The 24,828-nt window shown below is 64.6% G+C and carries 31 protein-coding genes and 1 pseudogene; 16 read left to right on the top strand and 16 right to left on the bottom strand.

All coding sequences use genetic code 11. The annotated features are described in order from the left end of the window. Positions 1 to 4: 4 nt before the first annotated feature. From ACVW1B_RS11760 to ACVW1B_RS11750, 3 genes are all read right to left on the bottom strand, one after another. Positions 5 to 691, bottom strand: coding sequence for a substrate-binding domain-containing protein (locus tag ACVW1B_RS11760; RefSeq protein WP_225163023.1), 687 nt, complete (start codon positions 689 to 691; stop codon positions 5 to 7). Positions 692 to 696: 5 nt separating this feature from the next. Then, positions 697 to 1,401, bottom strand: coding sequence for a hypothetical protein (locus tag ACVW1B_RS11755; RefSeq protein WP_057020062.1), 705 nt, complete (start codon positions 1,399 to 1,401; stop codon positions 697 to 699). A gap of 183 nt (positions 1,402 to 1,584) precedes the next feature. Next, entirely contained in the window at positions 1,585 to 2,619 is a 1,035-nt protein-coding gene (locus tag ACVW1B_RS11750) for a glutamine synthetase beta-grasp domain-containing protein (protein WP_024581543.1), read from the bottom strand. Between the two features lie 539 nt (positions 2,620 to 3,158). Here ACVW1B_RS11750 and ACVW1B_RS11745 point away from each other — a divergent pair. Continuing rightward, complete coding sequence (locus ACVW1B_RS11745) at positions 3,159 to 3,371, top strand: DUF2735 domain-containing protein (RefSeq protein ID WP_456821619.1); 213 nt, start codon at positions 3,159 to 3,161, stop codon at positions 3,369 to 3,371. A gap of 90 nt (positions 3,372 to 3,461) precedes the next feature. On the opposite strand, the gene ACVW1B_RS11740 is transcribed toward ACVW1B_RS11745, so the two are convergent. Further along, entirely contained in the window at positions 3,462 to 3,773 is a 312-nt protein-coding gene (locus ACVW1B_RS11740; protein WP_253608881.1) for an MliC family protein, read from the bottom strand. 85 nt (positions 3,774 to 3,858) lie between these two features. On the opposite strand from ACVW1B_RS11740, the gene ACVW1B_RS11735 reads away from it, so the two are divergent. After that, positions 3,859 to 4,602, top strand: coding sequence for a tyrosine-protein phosphatase (locus ACVW1B_RS11735; RefSeq protein WP_253608882.1), 744 nt, complete (start codon positions 3,859 to 3,861; stop codon positions 4,600 to 4,602). A gap of 72 nt (positions 4,603 to 4,674) precedes the next feature. Here the strand turns inward: ACVW1B_RS11735 and ACVW1B_RS11730 are convergent, their stop codons facing one another. Together ACVW1B_RS11730 and ACVW1B_RS11725 are read right to left on the bottom strand one after the other, a co-directional pair. Further along, entirely contained in the window at positions 4,675 to 4,881 is a 207-nt protein-coding gene (locus ACVW1B_RS11730) for a hypothetical protein (RefSeq protein WP_035634033.1), read from the bottom strand. A 134-nt stretch (positions 4,882 to 5,015) separates the two neighbouring features. Further along, complete coding sequence (locus ACVW1B_RS11725; protein WP_253608883.1) at positions 5,016 to 5,705, bottom strand: SGNH/GDSL hydrolase family protein; 690 nt, start codon at positions 5,703 to 5,705, stop codon at positions 5,016 to 5,018. A 125-nt stretch (positions 5,706 to 5,830) separates the two neighbouring features. On the opposite strand from ACVW1B_RS11725, the gene fabG reads away from it, so the two are divergent. Next, positions 5,831 to 6,511, top strand: coding sequence for a 3-oxoacyl-ACP reductase FabG (gene fabG, locus ACVW1B_RS11720; protein WP_028332327.1), 681 nt, complete (start codon positions 5,831 to 5,833; stop codon positions 6,509 to 6,511). Here the strand turns inward: fabG and ACVW1B_RS11715 are convergent. After that, a complete protein-coding gene (locus tag ACVW1B_RS11715; protein ID WP_035634127.1) occupies positions 6,508 to 6,852 on the bottom strand; it encodes a GrlR family regulatory protein in 345 nt (114 codons plus the stop codon). The genes fabG and ACVW1B_RS11715 overlap by 4 nt on opposite strands. A gap of 134 nt (positions 6,853 to 6,986) precedes the next feature. Here ACVW1B_RS11715 and ACVW1B_RS11710 point away from each other — a divergent pair, with 134 nt between their 5' ends. The 3 genes from ACVW1B_RS11710 to ACVW1B_RS11700 all read left to right on the top strand — a co-directional run bounded on the left by ACVW1B_RS11710 (position 6,987) and on the right by ACVW1B_RS11700 (position 8,475). After that, the gene (locus ACVW1B_RS11710; protein WP_253608885.1) at positions 6,987 to 7,670 is read left to right on the top strand and encodes a DUF2161 domain-containing phosphodiesterase; all 684 of its coding nucleotides are present in this window, start codon (positions 6,987 to 6,989) and stop codon (positions 7,668 to 7,670) included. Between the two features lie 107 nt (positions 7,671 to 7,777). Then, positions 7,778 to 8,077: a putative quinol monooxygenase gene (locus ACVW1B_RS11705; RefSeq protein ID WP_253608886.1), complete on the top strand. Its 300-nt coding sequence runs from the start codon at positions 7,778 to 7,780 to the stop codon at positions 8,075 to 8,077. 89 nt (positions 8,078 to 8,166) lie between these two features. Further along, positions 8,167 to 8,475 (top strand): hypothetical protein, encoded by a 309-nt coding sequence (locus tag ACVW1B_RS11700; protein WP_016843036.1) that lies wholly within the window; start codon positions 8,167 to 8,169, stop codon positions 8,473 to 8,475. Positions 8,476 to 8,611: 136 nt separating this feature from the next. On the opposite strand, the gene ACVW1B_RS11695 is transcribed toward ACVW1B_RS11700, so the two are convergent. Both ACVW1B_RS11695 and ACVW1B_RS11690 read right to left on the bottom strand, forming a co-directional pair. Continuing rightward, the gene (locus tag ACVW1B_RS11695; RefSeq protein WP_456821618.1) at positions 8,612 to 9,235 is read right to left on the bottom strand and encodes an N-acetyltransferase family protein; all 624 of its coding nucleotides are present in this window, start codon (positions 9,233 to 9,235) and stop codon (positions 8,612 to 8,614) included. Positions 9,236 to 9,375: 140 nt separating this feature from the next. After that, the gene (locus ACVW1B_RS11690) at positions 9,376 to 9,774 is read right to left on the bottom strand and encodes a PaaI family thioesterase (RefSeq protein ID WP_253608888.1); all 399 of its coding nucleotides are present in this window, start codon (positions 9,772 to 9,774) and stop codon (positions 9,376 to 9,378) included. Between the two features lie 149 nt (positions 9,775 to 9,923). Between ACVW1B_RS11690 and ACVW1B_RS11685 the strand changes: the two genes are divergently transcribed. Next, the gene (locus ACVW1B_RS11685) at positions 9,924 to 10,712 is read left to right on the top strand and encodes a cobalamin-binding protein (protein ID WP_456821617.1); all 789 of its coding nucleotides are present in this window, start codon (positions 9,924 to 9,926) and stop codon (positions 10,710 to 10,712) included. A gap of 105 nt (positions 10,713 to 10,817) precedes the next feature. Here ACVW1B_RS11685 and ACVW1B_RS11680 read toward each other — a convergent pair whose 3' ends face one another. Further along, positions 10,818 to 12,095 carry an ArgE/DapE family deacylase gene (locus ACVW1B_RS11680; RefSeq protein ID WP_456780641.1) on the bottom strand — a complete coding sequence of 426 codons (1,278 nt, stop codon included), beginning with the start codon at positions 12,093 to 12,095 and terminating at the stop codon, positions 10,818 to 10,820. Positions 12,096 to 12,149: 54 nt separating this feature from the next. Continuing rightward, positions 12,150 to 12,842: a pyridoxamine 5'-phosphate oxidase family protein gene (locus ACVW1B_RS11675; RefSeq protein WP_456823023.1), complete on the bottom strand. Its 693-nt coding sequence runs from the start codon at positions 12,840 to 12,842 to the stop codon at positions 12,150 to 12,152. Between the two features lie 105 nt (positions 12,843 to 12,947). On the opposite strand from ACVW1B_RS11675, the pseudogene pdxR reads away from it, so the two are divergent. From pdxR to ACVW1B_RS11660, 3 genes and pseudogenes are all read left to right on the top strand, one after another. Then, positions 12,948 to 14,461 (top strand): annotated as a pseudogene (pdxR, locus tag ACVW1B_RS11670) (MocR-like pyridoxine biosynthesis transcription factor PdxR). Between the two features lie 46 nt (positions 14,462 to 14,507). Next, the gene (locus ACVW1B_RS11665) at positions 14,508 to 14,657 is read left to right on the top strand and encodes a hypothetical protein (RefSeq protein ID WP_167350431.1); all 150 of its coding nucleotides are present in this window, start codon (positions 14,508 to 14,510) and stop codon (positions 14,655 to 14,657) included. Between the two features lie 11 nt (positions 14,658 to 14,668). Next, positions 14,669 to 14,914, top strand: coding sequence for a DUF6719 family protein (locus tag ACVW1B_RS11660; protein WP_210262764.1), 246 nt, complete (start codon positions 14,669 to 14,671; stop codon positions 14,912 to 14,914). Positions 14,915 to 14,965: 51 nt separating this feature from the next. On the opposite strand, the gene ACVW1B_RS11655 is transcribed toward ACVW1B_RS11660, so the two are convergent. Both ACVW1B_RS11655 and ACVW1B_RS11650 read right to left on the bottom strand, forming a co-directional pair. Continuing rightward, positions 14,966 to 15,373 (bottom strand): hypothetical protein, encoded by a 408-nt coding sequence (locus ACVW1B_RS11655; protein ID WP_057019915.1) that lies wholly within the window; start codon positions 15,371 to 15,373, stop codon positions 14,966 to 14,968. Positions 15,374 to 15,412: 39 nt separating this feature from the next. Further along, the gene (locus ACVW1B_RS11650) at positions 15,413 to 15,793 is read right to left on the bottom strand and encodes a hypothetical protein (RefSeq protein ID WP_253608892.1); all 381 of its coding nucleotides are present in this window, start codon (positions 15,791 to 15,793) and stop codon (positions 15,413 to 15,415) included. A gap of 212 nt (positions 15,794 to 16,005) precedes the next feature. On the opposite strand from ACVW1B_RS11650, the gene ACVW1B_RS11645 reads away from it, so the two are divergent. After that, the gene (locus ACVW1B_RS11645; RefSeq protein WP_076832039.1) at positions 16,006 to 16,230 is read left to right on the top strand and encodes a hypothetical protein; all 225 of its coding nucleotides are present in this window, start codon (positions 16,006 to 16,008) and stop codon (positions 16,228 to 16,230) included. A gap of 49 nt (positions 16,231 to 16,279) precedes the next feature. Here the strand turns inward: ACVW1B_RS11645 and ACVW1B_RS11640 are convergent, their stop codons facing one another. Next, positions 16,280 to 16,837 carry a CreA family protein gene (locus ACVW1B_RS11640; RefSeq protein ID WP_253608893.1) on the bottom strand — a complete coding sequence of 186 codons (558 nt, stop codon included), beginning with the start codon at positions 16,835 to 16,837 and terminating at the stop codon, positions 16,280 to 16,282. A 223-nt stretch (positions 16,838 to 17,060) separates the two neighbouring features. Here ACVW1B_RS11640 and ACVW1B_RS11635 point away from each other — a divergent pair, with 223 nt between their 5' ends. The 5 genes from ACVW1B_RS11635 to ACVW1B_RS11615 all read left to right on the top strand — a co-directional run bounded on the left by ACVW1B_RS11635 (position 17,061) and on the right by ACVW1B_RS11615 (position 21,674). Continuing rightward, positions 17,061 to 18,782 carry a L,D-transpeptidase family protein gene (locus ACVW1B_RS11635; protein WP_253608894.1) on the top strand — a complete coding sequence of 574 codons (1,722 nt, stop codon included), beginning with the start codon at positions 17,061 to 17,063 and terminating at the stop codon, positions 18,780 to 18,782. A 128-nt stretch (positions 18,783 to 18,910) separates the two neighbouring features. Continuing rightward, entirely contained in the window at positions 18,911 to 19,480 is a 570-nt protein-coding gene (locus ACVW1B_RS11630; protein WP_253608895.1) for a glutathione peroxidase, read from the top strand. A 171-nt stretch (positions 19,481 to 19,651) separates the two neighbouring features. Further along, positions 19,652 to 20,653: a polysaccharide deacetylase family protein gene (locus tag ACVW1B_RS11625; RefSeq protein WP_253608896.1), complete on the top strand. Its 1,002-nt coding sequence runs from the start codon at positions 19,652 to 19,654 to the stop codon at positions 20,651 to 20,653. A gap of 17 nt (positions 20,654 to 20,670) precedes the next feature. Then, positions 20,671 to 21,228 (top strand): dihydrofolate reductase, encoded by a 558-nt coding sequence (locus tag ACVW1B_RS11620; RefSeq protein WP_253608897.1) that lies wholly within the window; start codon positions 20,671 to 20,673, stop codon positions 21,226 to 21,228. Positions 21,229 to 21,245: 17 nt separating this feature from the next. Next, positions 21,246 to 21,674 carry a hypothetical protein gene (locus tag ACVW1B_RS11615; RefSeq protein WP_253608898.1) on the top strand — a complete coding sequence of 143 codons (429 nt, stop codon included), beginning with the start codon at positions 21,246 to 21,248 and terminating at the stop codon, positions 21,672 to 21,674. Between the two features lie 91 nt (positions 21,675 to 21,765). Here the strand turns inward: ACVW1B_RS11615 and ACVW1B_RS11610 are convergent, their stop codons facing one another. Both ACVW1B_RS11610 and ACVW1B_RS11605 read right to left on the bottom strand, forming a co-directional pair. Next, a complete protein-coding gene (locus tag ACVW1B_RS11610) occupies positions 21,766 to 22,218 on the bottom strand; it encodes a DoxX family protein (RefSeq protein WP_253608899.1) in 453 nt (150 codons plus the stop codon). Between the two features lie 156 nt (positions 22,219 to 22,374). Then, on the bottom strand, positions 22,375 to 24,684 hold the full coding sequence (locus ACVW1B_RS11605; protein ID WP_057019906.1) for an NADP-dependent malic enzyme: 2,310 nt from the start codon (positions 24,682 to 24,684) through the stop codon (positions 22,375 to 22,377). Positions 24,685 to 24,828 lie beyond the last annotated feature (144 nt).

The raw sequence follows: 24,828 nt of genomic DNA, 5'->3' as shown, positions 1-24,828 counted from the left end.
AAATTCAAGGCTCGAGCCCGGTCTCGCGCAGCACTGGCGCGACATCAGCCGACGACAGATAGCGCAGCAGATGATCGGCGGCCGCTGCGCGCTGCGAGGCTGCCATGCGGCCGGCGGAAAACACCGCCGGGGTCTGCAAATCCAGCGGAATCGGCCCGACGACCTCGATGCCCTCGATCTGCTTCAACTCACTGATCTGCTGGATTGCGAGATCGGCGTCGCCGCTGACGAGCTTTTCCGCGGTGAAGCCGCTCGGAATGATCACCGCCCGCGCGTTGATCGCCGCCACAATGCCGAGACGCGCGATCAGCTGCGCGAACAGGATGCCGCTGGCGCCGAGCCGCGAATAGGCCACCGCCCGCGCACCGAGCAGCGCCGCACGCAGCGCGGCTTCAGTTGCGATGTCGGGATGCGCCGCCCCCGCCTTCACCGCGACGCCGACATGGGAACGCGCAAGATCCACTGCGCTCTCCCGCGCAACGCGGCCCTCGCCGATCATCTCATCGAGGCCTTCGCGGGTCAGGATCACGAGGTCGGCGCCCTCGCCGCCGCGCAGGCGTTTGAGCAGCGCCAGCGTCGGCGCAAAATCGGCGTCGATCGCAACGCCGCTCGCCGCCTGATAGGCGGCGGCAAGCCGCGCGACCGCGCCCTTCAACGCCAGTGTCGAAAGAACACGAACCGAATTGCTCATATGGCCTATGCCCGCCGCATCAGCTTGAGCGCGGCCGTGAGGCGCAGGCTGCGCTTGCCGGCAAGCGCGGTCGCCTCCAGCACGGCGCCCTCGGCGTCGCAGGTGCCGGCAAAGCCGATGCCGACCTCATGGCCGCCAAAGATCGGGTTCTCGCCCATCGCCGAAGTGTGCTCCTGATTGAGGATCTGGCCCTTCCAGCGGCCTTTCTCGGAAGTGTAGGTGCCGAGATAGTAGAAGAAGGCGTCGCCGCCAAGGATGCGGCCGTTGTTCAGCAGCATCACGCCGGTGAGGCCGCCGTCGACCCCGTCGAGCACGCGGATGTGGATCGAATAGAGCCCGTTGATGACGCCGCCCTCGCCGACCCCGCCGGCGAGCGGGATGTCCCCCTCGGTGATCGGCGTCATCACCGACTGGAACGGCACGCCGGGCAACTCCTTCAGCTCGCCCTTGAAGCGGTAGAGGTCGCCGTCCGGCCGGCCTTTGGCAATCAGCGTGGCGTCATCGGTACCGGCCATCGCGCGGTAGTTCGGATCGGGGTTATGGCGGACGGTCTGGATCTCGACTGCGACCTCGTCGCCGGCTTTCTCGTAGGTGCCGATATGGGCGAACGCCGAATTGCCGCCCAGCATCTTGCCATCGCCGACATACATCACGCCGCGGCCGACGGCGCCGCCGAGTTCGAACCGGACCTTGTAAAACCCCTCAAACAAGCGCCGCATCCCCGGCAGCCAAGATGCACCCGTTATCTAGCGCGGTTCATAACGCAGCGAAACCGGTTTCGGCGGAACGCCGCCTGCAAAGGGTATCGCTAAATAGCGAAGGTCCGCCAAGGCTGTCGCCCTGGCGGACCCGATTTGCGGTACCGGATGGCTCCATCCGGGTCCGATAGCAGCTTAGGCCGCAGCCTTGGCGCCGGTCGGAACCTCGGAGATCGTCTTCAGGATCTGCGAAGCGATCTGGTAGGGGTCGCCTTGCGAGTTCGGGCGACGGTCTTCCAGATAGCCCTTGTAGCCGTTGTTGACGAAGGAGTGCGGAACGCGGATCGAGGCACCACGGTCAGCCACGCCGTAGCTGAACTTGTTCCAGGGCGCGGTCTCGTGCTTGCCGGTCAGGCGCTTGTCGTTGTCCGGGCCGTAGACGGCGATGTGATCCATCAGGTTCTTGTCGAAGGCCTTCATCAGGCTCTCGAAGTACTCCTTGCCGCCGACTTCGCGCATGTACTTGGTCGAGAAGTTGGCGTGCATGCCCGAGCCGTTCCAGTCGGTGTCGCCGAGCGGCTTGCAATGGAATTCGATATCGATGCCGTAACTCTCGGTGAGGCGCAGCATCAGGTAGCGGGCCATCCACATCTGGTCAGCGGCGGTCTTGGAGCCCTTGCCGAAGATCTGGAATTCCCACTGGCCCTTCGCCACTTCGGCGTTGATGCCTTCGTGGTTGATGCCGGCGGCGAGGCAGAGATTGAGATGCTCTTCGACGATCTTGCGGGCGACGCTGCCGACGTTCTTGTAGCCGACGCCGGTGTAGTACGGGCCCTGCGGCGCCGGATAACCCTCTTCCGGAAAGCCGAGCGGACGGCCGTCCTTGTAGAAGAAGTATTCCTGCTCGAAGCCGAACCAGGCGCCTTCGTCATCCAGAACGGTGGCGCGCTTGTTCGAGACATGCGGCGTCTTGCCGTCGGGCATCATGACTTCGCACATCACCAGCACGCCGTTCTCGCGCGCGGCGTCGGGATAGCAGGCGACCGGCTTCAGCACGCAGTCAGAGCTGTGGCCTTCAGCCTGCTGGGTGGACGAACCGTCAAAGCCCCACAGCGGAAGCTGTTCGAGGGTCGGGAACGACGCGAATTCCTTGATCTGCGTCTTACCGCGCAGGCTCGGCGTCGGCGTATATCCGTCGAGCCAGATATACTCGAGCTTGTACTTGGTCATTGAACCTCTCTGTTGATGATGCAAAACCGTGAGGAACCGAAAGCCAGTCGGCCGCCGCACGCGTACCCGGCCACCATCGGCCGGCTCTTACTAAGCAATTAAAATGCCAGTTGCTGCACTGCGGCGCCCGCCCGGCCGCGGATGTCCACAGCGGAGATCACATTTTTTTCTGCGACATAGCAGCGCGGCTGGCATGCGCCGCGGTCAGTCAAAATCTTCTCTCAACGCTCTCCACCGCCCGTTTCTGCAGCAAATTCGGCTACGGCATCGCCTGCCGCTTATTGCGGCGGCAGCGCCATGTGACAGTTCGTGTCCAACGGTCGGGCGCCCTGCAACCACCGCCGCGGCTCAAGCGTTGGTCAGCTGCATCCTGCCTCACAGGAAGCAAACCCGAATCTGCCCACGAATTGATCAAACAATGACTATTTCTTGTTCACTTGCACCCCGCCGAGCCCGGGCCGATATCGAAAACACGGTAACCACACGCGAATGAGTCGGGCGCACCATGGAGGCTCGCTCCGGCCAAAGGAGACTTTGACATGATCACCACGGGCCAAAACCAAGGACCGATCCAGGGATCGGCAACAGTCTATCAATTCCCGGCAGGAGGCCGCGCGGCTCTTGGCGGACGCCGCTACGGCGAGACGCGGACCGCGCTCGAACTCGCCGCTGAAGTCGAGACCTCGGCCTGCAGCGAGAGCTGGTACCATCAGGCGGCCATCGACGACGCCAAGCCGGGCCGCGATCACTGATGCCGATGCGATCGAGGGGCGCGACGCAAAAACGTCAGACAGCAGCAGAACAATAACAAGGGTCGGAACGCGAGCGTTTCGGCCCTTTTTTCATGCCGGCTCGCAGGCTGTCGCCGGCCGCCTCGCATGCCGGAGCCTGGCAAGCCCGGCCCGGCTGATCTCGAGCGTGACCCCGCCGCCCTTGTAGCGCGTGCCAGTCAGCGACAGGCGCTTCTTCAGCGTCACCGCCTTGCCGTCGAGTTGCAGATGCGCGCGCGTATCCCCGTTGAAGAACCCGGCAATGAATTGCGTGCCGTCAGCGCAGCGATAATTCCGGAAGGCGGACTGCGCCGACACGTTCGAGGAACCAAAGAGCTCGAAAAGAATTGCGCCGATGACAATGGCGCCCCCGCGATAAGTCATATTCTCCCCCCAACGGGCCGGTTATAGACCTGTCTGCGCCGCTATTCCTGCGCCAAGACCTCATCAGCTGCAACAGGCCCGCCCGATGTCCGAAGCCCCTGCCCGTCATCTCAATCTCGCCGGCGCCAGCAATTTTCGCGACCTCGGCGGCTACCAGACGCGCGACGGGCGGACGGTGCGCTGGCGCCAGATCTTCCGCTCCAACCATCTTGCGCATCTTACCGAGCAGGACGTCGCCGTGGTGCGCTCGCTCGGGGTCAGAAGCGCGTTCGATTTTCGCGGCGTCGCCGAGCGCGCCGAGGCGCTATGCGGCATGAGCGACGTCACCGTGCATTCGCTTCCCGTCGAGCCGACCGTGGTGGCTTCGCTGCGCGAGATCGCCAGCAACCGTCAGCTCTCGGAAGCCGATGCGATCGACGTGATGCGGGACTCCTACCGGGGCTATGTGCAGGACAACACGGCGCGTTACCGCACGCTGTTTGCCCATCTATTGGAAGACCGGGCGCCGCTGGTGATCCACTGCACCGCCGGCAAGGACCGCACCGGCTTTGCCTGTGCGCTGATCCTGCACGCGCTCGGCGTGTCCGATCAGGTGATCGCGGACGACTATCTCCTGACCAACCAGTTCTACAAGCGCGACCCGGCCCACAGCACCGAGCTGCCTGACGACGTCAAGCAGGTGCTCGGCACCGTGCGCGCGGCGTTTCTGGAGGCTGCATTCGAGGCGATCGATGCCGACTATGGCGGCCTCGACGGTTATTTCCGCGACGGCCTCGGGCTCGGCCAAGCCGAGCGCAAGGCGCTCGAAGGCCGCTATCTGCAGGCCTGATCAGTTCGCCCGACTTTTCGAGCGACGTGCACACCGGTTCGCGTGAAGGAAACGCGGCTGAACTAAAAAAGCTCAGGCCGCTGCGGCCTCGAGCTCGAGCTCCGCATCGAGGTCGGCAATCACATCCTCGAACGCCGAGATTGCCTGCTGGATCGCGGCGATCTGCATCAATTCCCAGCTGCCCACTGGTCCCTTGCGGTTTTGCAGCGCCACCACGAGATCGCGCCGCTGCTCCTTAAGCTGAACCAGCGGTAAACCGTGATCCGGAAGATTTCCCATTCGCATAACCCCTACCTTGGCTGGAGTTCCGCTTCTAAGGAAAGGGTTCTGCAAACGACTTACAGAACTGCTGCAAATTTTATCCAACCGGCCCTACCCCGTAGTCTTACGTAGTCGGGCCGACGTCGTTGGGCTTACGTGATCGCCTCCGGCTTCAAGGCGTCGTCGATCGCGCCGAACAGCGACTGGGTTACGCAATTGGTCGCCCATTCGCTGGTATGAAGCTGCCCGCCATCGTCGAGCTCGGCGAGTGGAATCCCGTCATCGGTCCAGCGCTTCATCAGCGCGAAGCGGCTGAACAGATTCACCTTCTTGCTTGCGGTCACTTCGGCGATCATCGGCATGATCACGTTGGCGAGATTGAGCGCAGCTTCAGTGCCGACGATCGCCTGCGTGTACTGGGAATCCATCACGACGACGTCAAGCGGAAGCGCTGTGAGCACGTCGAGCCCGGCCTCCAGCGTCGCGCGCACCTCGGCCGGATTGTAGCCCTTGTAGACGGCGTTGGTGCCGACCTGCCAGATCACCAGCACCGGCGCCTCAGCCGTCACGTCGGACTCGATGCGCGAATATTCCTCCGGCGCCTCCTGCCCGCCGATCCCGCGATTGATCACGTCGATCATCCGGCCGAAGAAGCGTTGCCGCAGCAGCATCTCGAGCCGCGGCGGAAACGGCAGGATGTTGTCGGCGCCCGCGGTCGAGGACGATCCAAGCGCCACCAGCTTGATCTTGCGCTGATGCCGCAGCGCATCCGCGAAGTGCGGCAGCTTATGTCCGAACCTGACGAGATCGGGATGGGTTTCGCACGGTCTGGGTGTCGGCATAGCAAACATCCTTGAGGTGAATGAATTGATGAATGCGCGCAGTAGGCGGCGAAATTGGCGGCATTGCAAATGAATTCCGCCTGATCATAGTGGGCATTCGTTTGCTCGCGAATGCGGAGACCGCCATGCACGGAAAAGCCATCGTCATCACGGGCGCCCTTGGCGCGCTTGGCAAAGTGGTCGCCACAGAGGCGCTGGCGCGCGGCGCGCGCGTCGCCGGCATCGATCATGCCGCGTCAACGCTTGCGGCGACGGCCGACCATATCGAGCTGGGCGGTGTCGACCTCACCGACACTGCGCAGGCGACGGCCGCGATCGACAAGGCGGCCGCGCATTTCGGCCGGCTTGACGGGCTGATCAACATCGCCGGCGGCTTTACCTTCGAGGCGGTCGGCGACGGCGATCCGGCGACCTGGCAGCGCATGTACGCGATGAACGTGATGACGGCGCTCAACACCTCGCGCGCCGCCATCCCGCATCTCACCAAGTCGGGCGCCGGACGGATCATCAATATCGGCGCGCTCGGTGCCCTGCAGGCGGCCTCCGGCATGGGTCCCTACGCCGCCTCCAAGGCCGGCGTGCACCGCCTTACCGAGTCGCTCGCTGCGGAACTGAAGGGCAAGGTCACGGTCAACGCGGTGTTGCCCTCGATCATCGACACCGCCGCCAATCGCGCTGCGATGCCGAAGGCCGACATCTCCAAATGGGTGACGCCGAAAGAGCTCGCCGACGTGATCTTGTTCCTCGCCAGCGATGCCGCGAGCGCCGTCACCGGCGCGCTCCTGCCGGTGAACGGGCGGGTTTAATCCGCAACCAGCAGCCGCAGTTTCGACCTGAAGCGGATGCTCTGCTTGCCGGCGAGCGCCATGCCGTCACCTTCGGCGGTCTGATCGGTATAGGTGCCGGTAAATCCGATCGTGACCACCTTGCGTTCCCACACCGGGCGCTCGCCATAGGTCGGCGAATGCTCCTCGTTGGTGACCTCGCCCTTCCACTTGCCATCGGCTGCGGTGTAACTGCCGTAGGCAAAGAAAAACGAGTCGCCGCCGCGCATCTGTCCGTCGCGCAGCACCATGACGCCCTGGTTGCCGCCAGAGACGCCGTCGAGAAATTCGACGGTGATGTGATAGAGCCCGTTCCGGATCATGAGCTGCGCCTGGTCCCGGTTCCGACAATAGCCGTTCAGCCGTGCCTTGCGCAAATTCCATCCGCCCTCGGCGGGCCCAATTCCGCGCTATGCTGGCGCACCGAGTCGCGGCCGATGCCGCAGGAGCCTGCCTGTTGGAAACCGCGCTTTATCTGCCCGTCAAACGCTTCCTGGAAAAGCTCGGCTTCACGGTGAAGGGCGAGATCGGCGGCTGCGATCTCGTAGCGCTGAGCGGCGATGATCCACCGGTCGTCGTGATCGGCGAACTCAAGCTCGCCTTCAATCTCGAACTGATCCTGCAGGCGGTCGATCGCGCCGGCGCCGCTGACGAGGTGTGGATCGCGGCCAAGGTGTCGGCCCGCGGCAAGGGCCGCGAGAGCGACGCGCGCTATCGCAATCTGTGCCGGCGGCTCGGCTTCGGCATGCTCGGCGTCACCGATCGCGGCGACGTCGAGGTGCTGGTGCCGCCGCCGACCGCCGCGCCCCGCCGCAATCCGAAGAAACGTTCGCGGCTGATCACCGAGCACCAGAAGCGCAAGGGCGATCCCGCAATGGGCGGATCGACGCGGGCGCCGATCATGACCGCCTACCGGCAGCAGGCGCTGGCCTGCGCCTGTGCGCTTTCGGATGGGCCGCGGCGGGTGCGCGACCTTCGCGCGGATATTCCCGACGCCGGCAAGATCCTGCTGCATAATGTCTATGGCTGGTTCGATCGCGCCGAGCGCGGCATCTATGTGCTGACCGATGCCGGTCGCGCCGCGCTGAAGCGTTGGCCGCAGCAACAGACGAGTGCATCCGGGGCAGAAGCCGCCCCGTAGAGCATGATCCGGAAAAGTGCGAAGCGGTTTTCCGAAAAGATCATGCTCAAACAAGAACCTAAAGCGCGATGATGACTTGGCTTCATCGCGCATTGGAGGGGGAAATCATGATCGTCGTCACCGGCAGCGTCACCGCCCGCCCCGACTCGTTCAACGAGGTGCGGCGGCTGAGCCTTGAACATGTTCATCGCTCACGCACCGAGCCCGGCTGTATCTCCCACGCGGTCCATGTCGACTGCGAGAATCCGCTTAGACTGGTGTTCTTCGAGCAATGGGCCGACCGCGCCGCGCTGGCGGCGCATTTTGCGGTCCCTGCGTCGCGCGATTTCGTCCGCTCGCTGCAATCTCTCGCGGCCGCGGCGACCACCATCGAACTTTATGACGCTCACAAGATTGAGAGACTCTAGCTGCATGGCTGGATTGCCATCTCACATTCATATTGCAATGCAACATTGGGGACCTTACGTATCTCCCGCGATTCAATGATGAGGCGGCGATGAGCGGAGACTGGAACACCAAGTATGGCACCCGGCGCGTGCGGCATGATCCGCCGACGCTGGAAGAAGCAATCTTCGCTGCCATCGGCATCACCGATGACGTGGAGGCCCAGGCCGAGATCGCGTCGGCCCTGATGGGACTGCCCTATGACGACGTGCTCGCCGAGGTGAAGAAGACCGCGCGCGTCAGTGCCCGCACCGGCACAGCAACCCGCGTCATCGCCGGCGAACAGGGCGCGCAGCGCTCCGTGGTAGTCGAGCGCCGCGTGGTCCGCCGCTTTGCGACCGACAAGCGCACCGGCACCTGAGACGCACCATCCAATTGCTGAAAGAAAGAGGGCAATCCATTGAGTGGATTGCCCTTTTTCGTTTGATCCGAGATTCTTGTTGGGCGCGTGTCCTTCACGCGAACCGGTATCCACTTCGCTTGGAAACGCTGCCGATTCAGGCCGCCCGGCCCCAGCCGGAGATCTGCATCACCATGCGCCAATACGCGCGGTTCATTTCGACGATCGCGTGCGCAGCCTCGACCGGCGTCACCACGGCGACAGCCGGCGCCGCTTCGGGCTGCTGCCGCTCGCTCAGGTCGATGCTGCCGGTCGACTCGCCATGACGGAAGGTCAGCTGGGCACCGAACTTGGTAGCGAGCGCCCGCATCGCATCGTTCTGTGCGCCAGTGGTGATGCGCAGGCTGCCGTAGCCCTTGGCGTGCGCCTCGGCGATCAGCTTGCGGAACAGGGTGCTGCCGACGCCCTTCCGCCGCGCCGACCGCTCGACGCTGAAAGCGATCTCGGGCTGGGCATCCGGTGACTGCTCCGGCGGATGCAACTCGGCCGCGCCGCGGACCACGCCGTCCTCGAAATAGGCGATGATGACCGTGCCGTCATTGGCGCAGCGCTCGGCGTAGCGGCGGATGAAACTGTCGTCGATGAAGCCATGAAAACGATCATGACGGCTGGTGCGATCCAGCCGCAGCAGGTGATCGCGCAGCAGCGGAAGCTCTTCCTGCTGGCTCAACGTCCGCACGGTGCCCTTGGCGGCCGTCGAACAAATGGAATCATAGTTCATTTCATAACTCCTCTTGGTAGCCCTCGAGGAGGCGTCGAGTCCCTAGCAATACCTATATTGTGCGACGCACCATAAAATTCAAGTACCGAGATTCATTCAATTAAGGCATGTGGTGATTGGAAAATCACATTATCGCCCCATCATAGTACCAGCTGTGTCTGGGTCACCACCGCGACCAGCTTGCCGTCTTCGGTCTCCAGCCTGGTCTGCCACACCTGGGTCCGTCGCCCGCGGTGAACCGGTGTTGCGGTCGCAATCACGGTCGTCCCCTCCTTGGCGCCGCCGATGAAGTTGGTCTTGCTCTCCAGCGTCGTGGTGCCCTTGGCGTCCCCGGGCAGGTTGATCACGGTCGCGGCGGCGCCGACCGAGTCCGCAAAGGCCATTACCGCGCCGCCATGGATCGTGTTGCGGAGGGTGCAGAGGTCCGGCCGCACCACCATTTTCGCGACCACCCGGTCCTGATCGGCCTCGATGAACGTAACGCCCTTCAGTTCCGCAAACGGCATCTTCATCGACTGGATCTTTTCGAGCGGCGTCATGGGCACTCCCTGCTTTGTGGCCTTCTTCGAGGTTGATATCGGGCATGATGGATTGCCAGAGCGGGCCCGGCAATGACGTCTGAGGTAATGGCGCGAATGACGTCATGACATGAGTGACAATGTGCCTCCGAGCCTGCATACCGCCTGCCATGCGCGACTTCCCTCCCCGCCGGATCGTCTGCCTGACCGAAGAGACGGTCGAGACGCTCTATCTGCTCGGCGAGCAGGACCGCATCGTGGGCGTCTCCGGCTACGCGGTGCGGCCACCGCAGGTCCGCCGGGAGAAGCCGCGCGTGTCGGCGTTCATCTCCGCCGACATGCCAAAGATCCTGGCGCTCGACCCCGATCTGGTGCTCGCCTTCTCCGATCTGCAGGCCGACATCGTCGCCGATCTCGTGCGCGCCGGCGTCGCCGTCCACGTCTTCAACCAGCGCGACGTCGCCGGCATCCTCGCGATGATCCGCAGTCTGGGCGCAATGGTCGGTGCCGCCGACCGCGCCGATCGGCTCGCGCAAAACCTCGAACAACGGCTGGCGACGATCGCGGCAACGCCGCGTCCGGCACCGCGGCCAAAGGTCTATTTCGAGGAATGGGACGATCCGCTGATCAGCGGCATCGGCTGGGTGTCCGAACTGACCGAGATCGCCGGCGGCGAGGACGCGCTGCCGCATTTTCGCGTTCACAAGGCGGCCAAGGATCGCATCGTCACGCCTGACGCGGTGCGCGCGGCGATGCCCGACGTGATCCTGGCGTCCTGGTGCGGCAAGAAGGTCGTGCCCGACCGCATCCGCAAGCGTGAGGGCTGGAGCGAAATCCCGGCGGTGCGCAACGACCGCATCGTCGAGATCAAGTCGCCGATCATTCTGCAGCCCGGGCCTGCCGCGCTGACGGATGGGCTCGATGCGATCGTGAAGGCGTTGTGGCCGGAGCCCCCTTAAGCTCTCGCCATCGTCATTGCGAGCGAAGCGAAGCAATCCATGTCACCGCTTGCCGAGAAATGGATTGCTTCGTCGCTTCGCTCCTCGCAATCACGGAGAGACTACCTACGCCTTCTCTACGCCGCACCATTCCGCGATGAACAGCGCCATCGCCTTGGTCGCTTTGCGCAGCGACTCCAGCTCGACATATTCGTTGAAGCCGTGCATCGCCGCGCCGGTGGCGCCGAAGCAGAGGCTCGGGATGTTGTGGTTCAGACCGTAGAAGCGCGTGTCGGTCAGCGCGGTGAAGGCGCGGTCTTCCACCGCGCCGCCATAGACGACCGAGTGCGCCTTGGCGAAGGCAGCTTCCGGTGCCTCGGAGTTCACCAATTCGTAGCCTTCCGACAGGAAGCCCGACCATTCGACCTGCGGCGGATTATTGGAGAGGAAGCGATGATCGCGCGCCGCCGCCGACACGCAGGCAAGAATCTCCTTCTGGCACTCGGCGATCGACCAGCCCGGCAAGACCGCGATGCGGCAGTCGACGTCGCACCAGGCCGGCACGCTGGAGGCCCAGTCGCCGCCCTTGATGATGCCCGGATTGAAATTGATCGGGTGATTGACGTCCTTGAAGTGGCGGTCGGCCTTGGCGCGCTCGTTCCAGGCGATCTCGAGTTTCTCCAGCGCATGCACCAGATGATACGCCGCCATGATTGCGTTCGAGCCCGCGCCGGCCTCGAACACATGCACCGGGAAACCGCGCACCTTCAGGCGGAACCAGATCACGCCGACCTGCGAGCGGATCATCGTGCCGTTGGTCGGCTCCGGGATGAAGCAGGCATCGGCGCGATAGCCGCGCTGCAAGGTCGAGAGCGCGCCGACGCCGGTGCTCTCCTCCTCGATCACGGACTGGAAGTGAATCCGCGCTGTCGGCTTCAGCCCGGCCTTCCTGATCGCATCCAGCGCATAGAGCGCGGCGATGGTGCCGGACTTCATGTCGCAGGCGCCGCGGCCATACATCCTGCCGTCCTTGATGACGGGCGAGAACGGCGGCGTCTCCCACATCTCGAGCGGACCGGTCGGCACCACGTCGCAGTGGCCCTGCAGGATCAGCGATTTGCCGGCATTGCTGGCCGGGCGGTAAGTGCCGACCACCGTGCGCGCCTTCGAGAAATCATGCTCGATCGGGCCGAAGCCGCGCAAATCCTTCAGCTCGTCGAGATTGATGTGCCAGTCGTCGACCTCGTAGCCGCGCTCGCGCAGGAGATCGCCGATCATGTCCTGGCACGGCCCCTCGGCGCCGCGGGTCGAGGGGATCGCGACAAAGGCCTGCGTCGTCGCAAGCTGCGCATCGAATCCCTCATCAACAGCGGCAAGGATTCGTTGTTGCGTCTCGGCAGTCATGCTTTGGCTCCATCGGGAAAACAGATCAGGCGGGAGCCGCAGCGTAGCCCGATTTCACTCCGCGGGGTATTGCGCAAAATAGGCGTCCCGCAATGCATCTTCGAGCAGCCGGCCTTCCGAATAGCCATCGAGCGTCTTCGGCCGCGTCACGCCGTCGAGCAGCCGCGGGCACGGCTCGGGCGCGCCGAGCACGGCGCGCACCGGAATGCGCTCGGCATAGATCGGCAACTCGTAATCCTCGTCATCGTCGGCGACGCCCTTGGCGCGAATTTTTGCCGAGGCCTCCTCGATCTCCATCGCGATGAACGAGGTCGCCTTGATCTCCTGCTTGTTGCTGGCACGCAGGCTCGCGGTGCGCTCGGGGAAGAAACGGTCGACCATCGCGACGATCGCGCGTTCCTTCTCTGCGGGGTCGGTGACGAGATAGGCTGACCCGAACGCCATCGCCGCGCGATAGTCGGCCGAGTGGTTGAAGCCGCAGCGCGCCAGCACCAGGCTGTCGAGATGGGCGACCGTCAGGCACACGCGTTGCCCTTCGGACTGGTTCTCCAGCATCCGGCTCGCGCTCGAGCCGTGCCAGTAGAGCCTGGTGCCCTCGCGCCAGAAGAAGGTCGGCGTGCAATAGGGCTGGCCGTCGATCACGTAGGAGACGTGGCACAGCATCGAGGCGTCGAGGATCTTGTGCACGGTGGCGTGGTCGTAGAAGCCGCGGTCGTGGCGGCGCTTCACGCGGCTGCGGGACGACATGGGATAGGACGGAGCGGATGCGCCTTCGGTCACGGTGAGCCTTTCGAAATCTGGAATCTGTCCAGAATTGTAGCGGCTCATTTGGTCTGCGATAGTGCCAATTCCATGCGAAAAATTCCGACCAATTCCCGGGAGCCCGCGGCGCGCAAGGCCGAGCTGCCGCTCGATCTCGCCGGCCCGCACGTCACCCCCGGCGCGGCCTCGCAGCAGCGGCTCTATCAGGCGCTGTGCCACGCGATCGTCGGCGGCCTCGTCAAGCCGGGCGAGCCGCTGCCGCCGTCGCGCGCGCTCGCCAAGCAGACCGGCTTCCGCCGCAACGCGGTCACCACGGCCTATGAGCGGCTGATCGCCGACGGCTTTGCGGTGGCAACCACGGGCTCCGGAACTTTCGTCGCGGCGCGCATTCCGGCGCAGGCCGCCGCGCCGCGCCGCGCAAGGATCGCGATCGAGCCGCCGCAGCACAATGCGCTGTCGCTCGGCTGCACCCATATCGACGAGCGCGCATTGCAGCGCTTCCGCGCCTTCGCCGGCCGCAGGCTGCGCGCCTTCGGGTCCGAGCATCTGCATTACGGCGATCCCCGCGGCAGCAGCGAGCTGCGCGCGGCGATATCGGACCATCTGCTGTCGGCGCGCGGGCTGCGCTGCGACCCCGACCAAATCATGCTGGCGTCCGGCACGCTGCATGCCCTGCGCATCGTGCTCGGGGCGATCCTCAAGCCCGGCGACCAGATCTGGTGCGAAGACCCCGGCTATCCGGCGGCGCGGCGCGCGATCGAGCATTGCGGCTATCGTCCGGTGTCGGTGCCGGTCGACATGTCGGGCATGCGCATCGACAAGGGGCGCGCGTCCGCGCCGCAAGCGCGCGCTGCCTATGTCACGCCCTCGCACCAGTTTCCGCTCGGCGTGCAGATGTCGATGCCGCGCCGGCTCGAGCTGCTCGACTGGGCACGGGATGCCGGCGCCTTCGTGTTCGAAGACGACTACGACAGCGAGTTCCGCTACGACGGCGCGCCGCTGTTGTCGCTGGCCGGCATCGATCATCTGCGCCGCGTGATCTACATGGGCACGTTTGCGAAGACGTTGTTTCCCGGATTGCGGATCGGCTATTGCGCCCTGCCCGAAGCCTTGATCGGACCGGTGACGGCGGCGCGCGCCGCGCTCGACCGCTTTCCCGCCACGTTGATGGAAGGCGCGGTCGCCGACATGCTGAACTCCGGCGCCTTTGCGGCCAACTTACGCAAATCGCGCAAACTCTATCGCGAGGCGCGCGACGTCCTGGCGTCGACGCTTGTGAGCGCATCCGAAGGCGAGCTCACGGTTCCCGTGCCCTCGCAGGGCCTCACCTCGTGGCGCGGCTCGATCCCGCGACCGATCCGCTGATTGCCGCGCAGGCAAAGGCTAATGCCGGCGTCGGCGGCTGGTTGCTCGCCGAGACCTATCATCGCGCGCGCCCATTGCCTGGCTTCGTGCTGGGATTTTCCGGGCATCCGGCTCCGCAACTCGTTGCATCGGCGGAACGATTGGCGAAGACAACGCTCGCCGCGCTGCGCGCGACGCGCAAGACATCGGTCAAGCCATCCGCCAAGCCGCAGCGCTCTAGGAGAATCGCAGTCACCTGACTAAGGTCGCCCGCGTTCAGTCAGTGTCCGCTTACGGAGATACCGGATGCCAAATCGCAACGTCCTGTATCTCGTGATCGCCGCGCTGGTCGTGATCGCAGGCATGCTCGGCTACAATCTTTATCAGGCGAACAAGCAGCCCGAAGGCCTTCAGATCAATGTCGGCCCCGACGGGCTCAAGATCCAGAACAAGTGAAGGAGGCTGCGATGCTGCGCTTGGGATTCGTCGCGCTGGTCAGCGTCGCAGCTCTTGGCGCGATGACTCAATCCGCCGCAGCAGAGCAGTCCTACATGCGCGAGGGCGACATCGTCGATCTGCGGGTCGGCCAGCGCGTCCTTGTCGATGACGGCTCGTGCCCGGCCGGGCAGATCAAGCAGGTCGTCGGCTCCAGGCTGAGCCAGAACGGCGTGGTGCGGACCAGCAGCTGCGTGCCGCGCCTCGCCAAAAAGTAAAACGCCCCGCTGACGCGAGGCGCTGCGGTCCTCATTGCTTTGAGGCGCGGCTCAGTTCGAGACCGGCTCGAACATGCATTGCAGGGTCGGCTTGGCGATCTTGGTGAAGGTCGGCCCGATCTCGCCCTGCTTGGACGGCGGCACCCAATCGGTCTCGATGGTCGGCACGCCGGTCTCGCTGATACCGCGTAGCAGCGCCTGGCGTAGGTCGGGATCGTCCACGGTCGCGGCGGCGTGGTCGTGCAGGCAGCCGCACACGGCCTCGGGATGCGCCCAGCGGCCGAGCATATGCGGCGCGCATTGCCGCACGAACTCGTCGCGCGGTTCAGGCACGCGGTACAGCGAGCGGATCTGCATCGATTCGAGGGGGAGCTGGGATTGGGCCTGCGCGGCGCCCGCCAAGGGCCCCATCAGGACGAGCGATGCCAACATCGCGGCGGAACAGATACGGAGCAGCATGGGGAGCCTTTACCGGCAGTTCTGTTTTTTGCGTCGCGCTCAGTTGGCCTGCGCCAGCACCATCGGGACCGGGGTGACTACCGGCGAGCCGTTATAGGAGAAGGTGCCAATCCCGGGCAAACCGCTGTCCGGCGAGCCTGCCATCGACGAACCGGCCATCACAAAGGCGAAGGCGAGGATCAGGCTCATGGTTCGCATCTGAAAGTCTCCGTTATTCCGCTCGTCGGCGTCCGGCGCCGTTGTGTGACGGTCTGATAACGATCTGCCGTTTCCGGAGTTCTGCGGAACAAGCCGAAAATGGTTTCGTCGGAACTCGAATTGTTTCGTCGACCAGCGGTCCACGAAACATTCGGCGGAAAACACCAATGATTTCAGCGGCAGCAGCGTGACTGAAAAGCTGTTGAAAACTTCGCGCGACAATGCCGGCCCCCGGCCACTGCCGGAGCGACAGCCAATTATGCGTGCAAACTGAACGAGCTACCGCGCTTTGTTAACTTTCCTCTGCTGAGAGGAGAAGCAGCACAGCAAGGGCTGCGGTGAACCGGGCGGCGGTTTCGTCGACTCATGTCTGGGCGCCGTGCAACCATCTTCGCGGTGGCACGTTGTCGTAATCCCTCCCGATCCAACGAAGGATGTCAGTCGTGGGCAATGGCAACATCGGTGTTGGCAATGAATCCGCGGCGAGCAAATCCGGCCAGCAGCAGATGACGGCCGCGATGCCGCAGCAAGGCGCCTACGTGATGGGCGACAATGAGTGCGCGCCGCAGAAGCTGGTCCGCCTCGTCGGCTGCCGCGACTCGAAGGTCAAACCGGGCCTTGGCATCAGCGCGAAGCAGTTCGGGCAAACCGAGCGCTAGCTCGCCCACCGCCTCAGCCGCCTGGGCCAAGCCCCTGCCCCTGCTCCAGCTATTGAATGAACTCGCCGCACTTCTGCACGGCAGTATCGGCCGCGCCCCACGGCATGATCGGCACCGACGACGTCGAGTTCTTTGGCGAGCCCTCGATCAGGCGGTCCGAATAGACCATGTAGACCAGCACATTGCGCTTGGCGTCGCAGCCGCGCACGATCTGCATCTTCTTGAAGAACAGCGACCGGCGCTTGCTGAACATGTCATCGCCCTGCCCGAGCTTGGTCTTGAAGCGGATCGGCCCGATCTGCCGGCAAGCCAGCGAGATATCGGAGACTTCCTCGGCAAGGCCAAGCCAGCCCTTGAAGCCGCCCCTCTCCGGCACCGTGAAGTGACAGGCGACGCCCTCGACCTCGGGATCGTCGACGCCATAGGTCGCGAGCTTGTCGTTGGGGCTCACCCATTTGAACACGGTGGAGCGGCGGAAGATCAGGTCCGGCTCGTCGGCCGCGACCGCAGGACCCGCCTGCCCCAAAGCCAGCAACATCAGCAGCACCGCGCATCCCCATCGAGACAACCGTCGCAGGTCACACAAGCTCACAGTTCTCGATGTCATTGAGGTCTCCGCGGGGTGGGTCCCGCCTATGTAGTGCGCAAACGCCGCACAGGAAGGCGCTGACAGTTCGGTGATCGAACGCGGCGCTTTAACCTCTTGTGAGGCTTTTTTGTTACTCTTTCGTCGAAAATACCGCCCTCACGGAAGGGTTAGATCGCTTGCGCTGGTGAACGCGTTGTGCGTCTGCGACAACCAACATGTAGTTTGGACTGGGATTCGGAATATGCGCGCAGGTGGACGGCGGATTTCGGTTTTTGACTTCGCGAATGAGCGGTTCTGGCAGCTGGCAATTCTGACGACCGCCGGCACCGTCGCCGCCTCCACGCAGGCCGATGCAGCGCTCTATTACTGGAACCGCGACTCCGCCTTCTACGGCGACTACGAGCCGATGCCGCTGCCACAGCCGCACCGGCAAAAGCCGAAGCGCAGCACAGCCAAGAAGAATCCGGCGATCGAGAAGGAGGCCGGCAGCAAGCCGCAAGGTCCCCTGATCATCTCGGTCTCGATCGACCAGCAGCGGGTCAGCCTCTACGACGCCAACGGCCTCTATGCCGAGAGCCCGGTGTCAACGGGCATGAAGGGGCATTCGACTCCGATGGGTGTCTTCAGCGTCATCCAGAAGCAGAAGTACCACCAGTCCAACATCTATAGCGGCGCGCCGATGCCGTATATGCAGCGCATCACCTGGTCGGGCATCGCCATGCACGCCGGCGTGCTGCCCGGCTATCCGGCGTCCCACGGCTGCATCCGCATGCCGATGTCGTTCGCGGTCAAGATGTACAATTGGACGCGGATGGGCGCCCGCGTCTTCGTCACGCCGGGCACGATCTCGCCGGAAAGTTTCTCGCACCCGCTGCTGGTCACGCAGAAGGTGGCGCCGCAGCAGCCGGTTGCCGACGACATTCTGAAGATGGATGCGCCGCTCGGCGTGAAGAGCGACAAGGGCGCCGACAAGCAGTCCAGTCTCGATTTGCGCAGCAGCGTCGGTCATGCCGCCGCGTCGCTGCGCGACAACACCCACACCGCCGACGCCAGCAGCGCGATGCCGGCAGCGAGTGCGTCAGTGACAATGTCCGATGCGTCCTCTTCCACGGCGCGCGACGCCATCGCGGAGAAGATCGCAGCGGACAAGTCCGAGACCGTGAAGCCCGAGACGGCCGCCGCCGACAAGCCGGCCGAGACCAATTCCGCCGGCCACGACAGCAACGCGACCACAGATGACAAGACGGTCGGCGAAACCACCGCCAGCACCGACACGCCAAAGAGCGAGGTCTCCGCAAGCGATCCGGTGAAGGCGGAAGCCAAGGCCGACGAGCCGAAGGCGGACGCCGCCAAGCCTGGTGTTGCCGAGGCGCCCAAGATCGATGCACCGAAGGCCGATGCATCGAAGGCCGCTGACAAGCCCGCCGAGGCAGCGATCGCAGCTGATGGGCCCGACGCCAAGAAGGATCCGGCGCGGCTGCCGGGCACCGCCAGGATCGACGTGCCGAAGCGCGCCGGCCAGATTGCGGTGTTCATCAGCCGCAAGGATTCCAAGCTCTACGTGCGGCAGAATTTTGCACCTCTGTTCGAGGTGCCGGTGACGATCGCGGCAAGCGACCGGCCGCTCGGCACCCATGTGTTCACCGCACAAGCCGACAAGACCGATACGAACCTGCTGCGCTGGTCGGTGGTGACGCTGCCGACCCGCAACGTCGCCCGCATCGACGTCGAGGAGCGTGCCTCGCATCGCCGCAAGGTCGCGGCCGCAGCAGTGGCCGAGGCCAGGCCGCAGCCGGTGACCAACAGTCCGGCCGAGGCGCTCGACCGCATCTCGATTCCGGCCGACGTGATGGCGCGGATCAGCGAAGCGCTCGGCACCGGCGGATCGATCATCGTCTCCGACCTCGGTGTGAACCAGGGCGAGACCGGCGAAGGCACTGACTTCATCCTGCCGCTGCGTTGAGGCGATCGATCCCGGATTTCGCTTCGCTCCATCCGGGCTACTCGCCTCCGGCAATAACGCCTTCTTGAAAGCCTGCGCGTCCCCTCCGGATTATGATCCCGACGAACATCTGTTCCGGGGACGAGACCATGATGGACCGCAGGACCCTGATCGTGACCGCGATCGCCGCAGCCGCGGCATCCCGCCCGCTGCATGCCGAGCAGCCCGCGATAAGCCGGATCACCGCCTACGCCTTCTCATTTCCGGCACTCGGCGGCGGCGATATCAGACTTGCCGACTATGCCGGCCGTCCGCTGATGATCGTGAACACGGCCTCGCTTTGCGGCTTCACGCCGCAATATGCCGGCCTGCAGCAACTCTGGACCGAATTCCGCGATCGCGGCTTCGTCATCATTGGCGTCCCCTCCAATGATTTCGGCGGCCAGGAGCCCGGCGGCCCAACCGATATCGCCGAGACTGCGCAGCATCAATATGGCGTCACCTTCCCGATCGCGGCAAAAGCAATCGTCCGCGGAGCGAGCGCGCATCCGTTCTACCGCTGGGCGGCGGAGGCTCGGCCAAAGGACGTGCCGCGCTGGAATTTTCACAAATACCTGATCGGCCGCGACGGCTACATCGCCGACGTTTTCGCTGAGTCGGTTGCGCCCGACGACACGCGCATCAAGACCGGGATCGCACGGGCATCGGCGGCCGCGTGAGATATGACGATAATCCCCGGAATTAACTGATCCGACGAGGATTTTGGACACGCGCTCGCCACGTTCATTGCCTTGGCGTCGCCACTGCGACTAGGGTACGATCGGTTGGGGGCGAAGCGACCCGGTCGCGGCAATGCCGGCGCCGGGAGCGCGAGCAGCAGGGAACACGCCATGCGCATTGCGACAGGTCTGATTTTTGCGGGGACCGTATCGTTGCTCGCGTCGAGCGCAGCTTGGTCGCAGACGTCGCCCCCCAAGGGCGCTACTGCGGCACCGGCGGCACCAGCGGCCGCGGCTCCCGCGCCCGCCGCCGCAGCACCGGCCCCGGCAACCGCAACCGCAGCCCCGGTTCCGCCGAAGCAACCGCCACAGCCGGCGCGCGCCGCCTGCAACAATCCGAACGCGCTCGGCGTCGGCCGCACGGTCGAGATCGATACCACCGGCGGTCCGGGCTTCGGCTTCGAGCATTTCAAGCAGCTCGACTTCCTTCGCGACCATGAGGTGGTGCTGACCTTCGACGACGGCCCGTGGCCGGGCAACACGCCGGCAGTGCTGAAGGCGCTCGCGGATGAATGCACCACGGGCATCTTCTTCCCGATCGGCAAGCACGCGACCTATCACCCCGAAATCCTGCGGCAGGTCTATGCCGCCGGCCACACGGTCGGCGCTCACACCTGGTCGCACGCCAATCTGAACAACAAGAAGCTGACCGAGGATCAGAAGAAGGACGAGATCGAGCGCGGCTACGCTGCGGTCAAGTGGGCGCTCGAGACCTCACCCTCGCCGTTCTTCCGCTTCCCGGCGCTGCAGCATCCGCCGGAGATGGTGACCTATCTCGGCAACCGCAACATCGCGATCTTCTCCTGCGACCTCGACTCCTTCGACTTCAAGGCGAGCAAGCCGCAGCAGGTGATCGACACCGTGATGAAGAAGCTGAACAAGCTCGGCAAGGGCATCATCCTGATGCACGACTTCCAGAAGCACACCGCGGAAGCGCTACCCACGCTGCTGACGCAGCTCAAGGCCGGCGGCTACAAGGTGGTCGCGATGCGCGCCAAGTTCCCGGTGACGGTGCTGCCGCAATACGAGCAGGAGCTCGCCAAGGACGTCAAGCTGCCGACTGTAAGCTCGCGCCCGGTGAACAGCGTCGTCACCACCGTCGATCAGCAATAACGCCGGCGACAATCCTGGTGCCGGCGCTGCGTATCGAAGGCTTCGTCATCGTCTCCGCCGATGGCCGGCTGGCGAATGCGCGGAACGTAATGCCCGACGACCTCAAGATCGAGGGCGACAAGCGGTTCTTCACCGCGGCCCTCGACCGCGCCGACCTCGTCGTGCATGGTCGTAACTCCCAGGAAGAGCAGCCGAACGCGCCGAAGCGGCGGCGCCTGATCCTGACCAGCAAGGTTGCGGCGACCGCGCCCGACCCCGACAATCCGAAGGCGCTGTTGTGGAATCCCGCCGGCTGCCCGTTCGAGACCGCGAGCCGCGAGGCCGGCGTGACCTCGGGCATGGTCGCGATCATCGGCGGCCCCGGCGTGTTCGGCATGTTCATGGATCGCTACGACACGTTCTGGCTCTCGGTCGCGCCACGGGTGCGCATCCCCGACGGCGAGCCGTGCTTTCCCGGCGTCCCCGCCCGCACCCCGCAGCAGGTGCTGTCAGCGCACGGCCTGCACGCCGGCGCGCCGCAGCTGATCGATGCTGCGCAGGACGTCAGCGTTACGCCGTGGCGGCGAAGCGCATAGATCCCGAGCAGCTTGCGATGAACAACGGCATGACCTCCCTGGCGAAGGCCGTAGCTCTTGTGGCGATGGCGTCGCTGGTCGCAACCAGCGCAGTCGGCGCCTGCAAAACCACCCTGCGCGGCGAACTCGTGCAAGCGCCCGGCGACCGCAAGGCCTATGTCGGGGAATTCCTGTACTTCTACCTCGTCGAAATGACGACGGAGGGCCCGACGGGCCCGGAGAAGCTCTTTCAATCGTTCGTGGTTCCCAACACGAGCGAGACGCTTCCCATTCCGTTCGCCCTGGAAATCGATCAGCCCAAAGACTGTCCAGGCGAACTCGAACTGCGCGTCGATACCAAAGACCGGGATATCATGCGACTTGGCACCGACACGTCATCGGCTGGCGGGAAAACGATCAGGCTAGAAAGGTTTGAGAGCGTACCGATGTGGGGACCACTTTTCTGAACCTCACAGTGGCGCATGGATGCGTGACAAGCCGGCAATAACTCGTCGGACGAGCTAGCGCAGCGTAGATCGCCCGGCGGTCTGCCGTGACCTACACGTCCCCATAGGCCGGGTCGTCGCGGCGCGGGCCGCGGCCGTAGCCGGCGATGATGAACAGCGCGCCGATCAACGACAGGTTCTTCAGCGCATCGATCAGCGTCCTGAGGTTGTCGGGCGCCGGCTGATTCCAGAAGTCATGGAAGTAGAAGGTGGCGAAGCACACGAAGATGATCAGGAGAATCGCGAAGAACCGCGCCAGCACGTTCACCGCGATCATCAGCCCCGCGACGATCTCGAAGCCGCCGATCGTGACCGCCAGCAGCTGCATGAGGGGCATGCCGACGGCGGTTTCGATCTGCTGCGTATAGGGCGCGACCACGGCCGGGATCGTCACCTTGGCCGCCAGCAGATCCGCCGTCGCCTGGATGCCGAACAGCTTGCTCGCTCCCGAATAGAGGAACAGCACGGCGAACAGGATCCGCCCGAAGGTGATGAACGCTGGCATGGGTCGGCCTCACTGGATGGCAGAAATCGGACGAAGCAGGCGAAGCGATTATGGTCGCTCCACCTGCCTCGATCAAATCGAATCCATCTCGGTTCAAACACGATGCGGAAAACCGCGCTGCGGTTATCCGAACATAACGTGCTCAAACAACGGCCGTCAGCCGAACAGCGTCGGCTGCGCGCGGCCGGCGCGTTCCTGGGCTTCGACGGCGGCCACCGCCGTCATGTTGAGGATGCCGCGCGCCGTCACGCCGGGGGTGAGGATGTGCGCCGGGCGCGCCGGACCGATCAGGATCGGCCCCACCGGCAACGCGTTGGCCAGCGATTTGATCATTTGATAGGCGATGTTGGCGGCATCGAGGTTCGGCATGATCAGGATGTTGGCCTCGCCTTCCAGCCGCGACTGCGGCAGCACCAGGCGCCGCGCCGCCGCCGACAGCGCGGTGTCGCCCTGCATCTCGCCGTCGGCCTCGATCTCCGGATGCTTGTCCTTCAAGAGCTGGGTCGCTCGCCGCATCTTGCGCGAGGAATCCGTGTCATAGCTGCCGAAGTCGGAATGTGACACGAAGGCGACCCTCGGCTTGAAGGCGAAGCGCTGGACGTGGATCGCCGCGAGCGATGCCACTTCAGCGAGTTCCTCCGCGCTCGGGTTCGGCCGCACCTGGGTATCGGCGAGGAAATGGGCTCCGGTGGAGGTGATCATCAGCGCCAGCGCGGCATAGTCGCTGACCCCCGGCAGGAAGCCGATGATCTCGCGGACATGGCGCAGATGGCTCATGTAGCGGCCCTCGACGCCGCACAGCATCGCGTCGGCCTCGCCACGCGACACGGCAAGCGCCGCGATCACGGTATTGTTGGTGCGGACCACGGTCCGCGCGGCCTCCGGTGTCACGCCGCGCCGGCCGGCGACGTCGATATAGGACTGCACATAGGAACGGTAGCGCGGATCGTCCTCGGGATTGATCAGGTCGAAATCGCGGCCGGCCTTGATCGACAGGCCGAAGCGCTTGATCCTGGTCTCGACCACCGACGGACGGCCGACCAGGATCGGCCGCGCCAGCTTTTCCTCGAGCACCACCTGCGTCGCGCGCAGCACACGCTCGTCCTCGCCTTCGGCGTAGATCACGCGCACCGGCTGGGTCTTCGCCTTGGCGAACACCGGCTTCATGGTGAGGCCGGAGCGGAAGGCGAAGCGTTCGAGATTGGCGGCGTATTCGTCGAAATTGGTGATCGGCCGGGTCGCGACGCCGGACTCGATCGCGGCCCTGGCCACCGCCGGCGCGATGCGCAGGATCAGGCGCGGATCGAACGGGCTCGGGATCAGCGAACCGGGGCCAAACCCCTGGGTCTCGCCGCTCTCGAAACCATGGGCCACCGCATCCGACGGCGGATCGCGCGCGAGCTGCGCGATCGCGTCCACCGCGGCATGCTTCATCGCCTCGTTGATCGCGGTGGCGCCGACGTCGAGCGCGCCGCGGAAGATGAAGGGGAAGCAGAGCACGTTGTTGACCTGGTTCGGAAAGTCCGACCGTCCGGTGCAGATCATCGCGTCGGGACGCGCCAGACGCGCCTCATCCGGCATGATCTCCGGCACCGGATTGGCCAGCGCCATCACCAGCGGCTTGTCGCCCATCTGCTTGACCATTTCGGGCTTCAGCACACCCGGCGCCGACAGGCCGATGAAGATGTCCGCGCCCGGAATGACGTCGGCGAGCACGCGTGCGTCGGTCTTCTGGGTATAGACCGCCTTCCAGCGATCCATCGTGGTGTTGCGGCCCTCATAGACCACACCGTCGATGTCGCAGACCCAGATGTTCTTGCGCTGCGCCCCCATCGAGACCAGCAGATTGAGGGTTGCGATCGCGGCGGCGCCGGCGCCCGAGCAGACGATCTTCACGTCAGACAGTTGCTTGCCGTTCAACAACAGCCCGTTGACGATCGCCGCGGCGACGATGATGGCGGTGCCGTGCTGGTCGTCGTGGAAGACCGGGATCTTCATGCGCTCCTTGAGCTGCGCCTCGATCTCGAAGCACTCAGGTCCGCGGATGTCCTCGAGATTGATGCCGCCGAAGGTCGGCTCCAGCGCGGCAACGGTCTCGACTACGCGCTCGATCGTGTCGGCCTTGATCTCGATGTCGAACACGTCGATGCCGGCGAATTTCTTGAACAGCACCGCCTTGCCTTCCATGACGGGCTTCGAGGCCAGCGGACCGATATTGCCGAGACCGAGCACCGCGGTGCCGTTCGAGACCACGGCGACCAGATTGGCGCGCGCGGTCAGCGTCGCCGCCTCGGCCGGGTTCTTGGCGATCTCGGTGCAGGCGGCGGCCACGCCCGGCGAATAGGCCAGCGCCAGGTCACGCTGGTTGGCAAGCGGCTTGATCGCCTGGATCTCGAGCTTGCCCGGCCGCGGCAGCCGGTGGTAGGCGAGCGCCGCGTTGTGGAGTTCTTCAGACGATGACGACATGCGTGCTCCCCGCGTTTCCGGCCCAAATTTCTTGTTTCTGTGCTAATCCAGGCAAAAGTCAGTTGTCCGGCAAATCGAGCCGGATGTGAAGCATGTCCAACCACTTGGATGCAACATCCGATAATGTCCCCGTCAACAGGCCCG

Source organism: Bradyrhizobium sp. USDA 4502 (assembly GCF_054063355.1).
The sequence above is the reverse complement of the archived record's forward strand: the minus strand, read 5'-3'. Positions and strand labels throughout refer to the sequence as shown.

Excerpts from the sequence above, each read along its gene's own strand:
- ACVW1B_RS11760 (WP_225163023.1), bottom strand. The coding sequence starts at position 691 with ATGAGCAATTCGGTTCGTGTTCTTTCGACACTGGCGTTGAAGGGCGCG.
- ACVW1B_RS11750 (WP_024581543.1), bottom strand. The coding sequence starts at position 2,619 with ATGACCAAGTACAAGCTCGAGTATATCTGGCTCGACGGATATACGCCG.
- ACVW1B_RS11745 (WP_456821619.1), top strand. The coding sequence starts at position 3,159 with ATGATCACCACGGGCCAAAACCAAGGACCGATCCAGGGATCGGCAACA.
- ACVW1B_RS11740 (WP_253608881.1), bottom strand. The coding sequence starts at position 3,773 with ATGACTTATCGCGGGGGCGCCATTGTCATCGGCGCAATTCTTTTCGAG.
- ACVW1B_RS11735 (WP_253608882.1), top strand. The coding sequence starts at position 3,859 with ATGTCCGAAGCCCCTGCCCGTCATCTCAATCTCGCCGGCGCCAGCAAT.
- ACVW1B_RS11730 (WP_035634033.1), bottom strand. The coding sequence starts at position 4,881 with ATGGGAAATCTTCCGGATCACGGTTTACCGCTGGTTCAGCTTAAGGAG.
- ACVW1B_RS11725 (WP_253608883.1), bottom strand. The coding sequence starts at position 5,705 with ATGCCGACACCCAGACCGTGCGAAACCCATCCCGATCTCGTCAGGTTC.
- fabG (WP_028332327.1), top strand. The coding sequence starts at position 5,831 with ATGCACGGAAAAGCCATCGTCATCACGGGCGCCCTTGGCGCGCTTGGC.
- ACVW1B_RS11715 (WP_035634127.1), bottom strand. The coding sequence starts at position 6,852 with ATGATCCGGAACGGGCTCTATCACATCACCGTCGAATTTCTCGACGGC.
- ACVW1B_RS11705 (WP_253608886.1), top strand. The coding sequence starts at position 7,778 with ATGATCGTCGTCACCGGCAGCGTCACCGCCCGCCCCGACTCGTTCAAC.
- ACVW1B_RS11700 (WP_016843036.1), top strand. The coding sequence starts at position 8,167 with ATGAGCGGAGACTGGAACACCAAGTATGGCACCCGGCGCGTGCGGCAT.
- ACVW1B_RS11695 (WP_456821618.1), bottom strand. The coding sequence starts at position 9,235 with ATGAACTATGATTCCATTTGTTCGACGGCCGCCAAGGGCACCGTGCGG.
- ACVW1B_RS11690 (WP_253608888.1), bottom strand. The coding sequence starts at position 9,774 with ATGACGCCGCTCGAAAAGATCCAGTCGATGAAGATGCCGTTTGCGGAA.
- ACVW1B_RS11685 (WP_456821617.1), top strand. The coding sequence starts at position 9,924 with ATGCGCGACTTCCCTCCCCGCCGGATCGTCTGCCTGACCGAAGAGACG.
- ACVW1B_RS11680 (WP_456780641.1), bottom strand. The coding sequence starts at position 12,095 with ATGACTGCCGAGACGCAACAACGAATCCTTGCCGCTGTTGATGAGGGA.
- ACVW1B_RS11675 (WP_456823023.1), bottom strand. The coding sequence starts at position 12,842 with ATGTCGTCCCGCAGCCGCGTGAAGCGCCGCCACGACCGCGGCTTCTAC.
- ACVW1B_RS11665 (WP_167350431.1), top strand. The coding sequence starts at position 14,508 with ATGCCAAATCGCAACGTCCTGTATCTCGTGATCGCCGCGCTGGTCGTG.
- ACVW1B_RS11660 (WP_210262764.1), top strand. The coding sequence starts at position 14,669 with ATGCTGCGCTTGGGATTCGTCGCGCTGGTCAGCGTCGCAGCTCTTGGC.
- ACVW1B_RS11655 (WP_057019915.1), bottom strand. The coding sequence starts at position 15,373 with ATGCTGCTCCGTATCTGTTCCGCCGCGATGTTGGCATCGCTCGTCCTG.
- ACVW1B_RS11645 (WP_076832039.1), top strand. The coding sequence starts at position 16,006 with ATGTCAGTCGTGGGCAATGGCAACATCGGTGTTGGCAATGAATCCGCG.
- ACVW1B_RS11640 (WP_253608893.1), bottom strand. The coding sequence starts at position 16,837 with ATGACATCGAGAACTGTGAGCTTGTGTGACCTGCGACGGTTGTCTCGA.
- ACVW1B_RS11635 (WP_253608894.1), top strand. The coding sequence starts at position 17,061 with ATGCGCGCAGGTGGACGGCGGATTTCGGTTTTTGACTTCGCGAATGAG.
- ACVW1B_RS11630 (WP_253608895.1), top strand. The coding sequence starts at position 18,911 with ATGATGGACCGCAGGACCCTGATCGTGACCGCGATCGCCGCAGCCGCG.
- ACVW1B_RS11625 (WP_253608896.1), top strand. The coding sequence starts at position 19,652 with ATGCGCATTGCGACAGGTCTGATTTTTGCGGGGACCGTATCGTTGCTC.
- ACVW1B_RS11615 (WP_253608898.1), top strand. The coding sequence starts at position 21,246 with ATGAACAACGGCATGACCTCCCTGGCGAAGGCCGTAGCTCTTGTGGCG.
- ACVW1B_RS11610 (WP_253608899.1), bottom strand. The coding sequence starts at position 22,218 with ATGCCAGCGTTCATCACCTTCGGGCGGATCCTGTTCGCCGTGCTGTTC.
- ACVW1B_RS11605 (WP_057019906.1), bottom strand. The coding sequence starts at position 24,684 with ATGTCGTCATCGTCTGAAGAACTCCACAACGCGGCGCTCGCCTACCAC.